Raw genomic sequence first — 1,725 nt, 5'->3', positions numbered from 1 at the left:
GGTCTGTGTAAAACAATAGCAGCAAGGCGAGTGACTGTTGACCATTTGCGGATTAAAATTTGTTCAAACTAGGAGCGGTTTAATCGCGGCGCGAGTTTTGTAACCTAGTGGGCTAAGTAAAAACCGAGCAACAAAGACTAAATCGCTCCTAGGCAGAACCCTTCGGGCAGCGCCTGTTTGGCATTGATGCTGCGTTATCGCCTATTTATGGGGAATAACCACACCACATAGGCTCTGTCTTGCCTAAACACCAAACAGACTGCTGCAAATTTAACCTTGGAAGGTCAACAGACCCTAGAGTAACTAAAACTAAGAGGTAATCGTATGTTTAAGGGGTTAATATTAGCTACATTTGCTATGTTGGGATTACTAAGTACGATGAGCGCTATCTCGTCAGATGAGGTAACTAAATCCAGTGATTTAAATGCCACCATGCATGTAGAAAAGCTAGTGCTTGGCTCGGGTTGTTTTTGGGGGGCAGAAAAACGCTATGAAGCACTTAATGGGGTACTCGATGCAGAGTCGGGTTATGCCGATGGGCATGGGTTTAAACCAACCTACAGAAATATAACTAAGCTATCGCGTCGCTTTGATGAAGATAACTACGCTGAAGTGGTGCAGGTTACATTTAATAGCAATACTATTTCGGCAAAAGAGCTGCTGCAAAATTATTACGAAAGCCACGATCCGACTCAAAAGAACCGCCAAGGTAATGATGTAGGCACTCAATATCGCTCTATTATTTTAACTACAAGTGACGAGCAAGCAAACACCGCGCTTGCGGTAACACAACAGTATCAGCAGTTACTCACCAAAGCAGGTTATGGAACAATTGCTACACAAATTAAGCCACTTGAGCGCTTTTACTCTGCAGAAGAGTATCATCAAAATTATCTTGAAAAAAATCCAAACGGCTATTGCCCAGATCATTCAACCGGTGTTGTTTTTAGTCAAGACGAAAAGCAGCAGGTTGATAACACTGCATTGTTGACTGGCAAACAAATTGTTATTTTAGACTCTCGTGATTACTGCCCTTACTGTGAAAAGTTTAAAGCGGCGGTAGCCAATGACTACAAAGGCACAATACCAATGACATTTCGCCATGCTGATCAGCTTAGCGGCTTAACTATCAAAAGTGCAACTTGGGCTACACCCACCATACTATTTTTAGAAGATGGAGTAGAAGTGTATTCTCGCCAAGGTTATATGGATGCCGAGCTGTTTTATAAAGCGCTAGGTGCATTTAAACTCGGTGACAGTGAAGCTTATAAAGTAGCGTTTAACGCTAAAACCGACAGCCCATATTGCAAAGAATACGCTATTTTTAAAAACACCCCCGATGGCATTTTTATTGATAAATTAAGCGGTGAGCCATTATTTGATACCCGCGACAGATTTAATTCGGGTACTGGCTGGTTGTCGTTTACACACCCTGTAAAAGACAGCGTAACGCAACATGAAGATAACAGTTGGGGAATGCAACGTATTGAGCTTAAGTCTAAAAGTACTGGTATTCATTTAGGTCATTTATTTCCAGGTGAAGGGCCAAAAGGTCAAGATAGGTATTGTATTAATGCCACGGTGTTAGAATTTGTCGCTCGTGATGAAATAAACAGATCAGATGATATTTAAGCTAATTAGCAAATAGGCAAATTTTAAACAAAAAAAAGCAGCGAGACTTAAATAAGGTCGCTGCATTTCAATTGACAACATCTTCACACACAA

Annotated in this window: 1 protein-coding gene; it reads left to right on the top strand. The window is 41.2% G+C overall.

What is annotated here, in order from left to right; genetic code table 11:
- Nucleotides 1-324: 324 nt before the first annotated feature.
- Nucleotides 325-1,632: a peptide-methionine (S)-S-oxide reductase MsrA gene (msrA, locus tag CWB78_RS17940; protein WP_138596778.1), complete on the top strand. Its 1,308-nt coding sequence runs from the start codon at nt 325-327 to the stop codon at nt 1,630-1,632.
- The last annotated feature ends 93 nt before the right edge of the window (nt 1,633-1,725 follow it).

The sequence above is a fragment of the Pseudoalteromonas sp. S1612 genome (assembly GCF_005887175.1).
GTDB lineage: Bacteria > Pseudomonadota > Gammaproteobacteria > Enterobacterales > Alteromonadaceae > Pseudoalteromonas > Pseudoalteromonas undina.
This window is presented reverse-complemented; position numbering and strand designations above follow the sequence as displayed.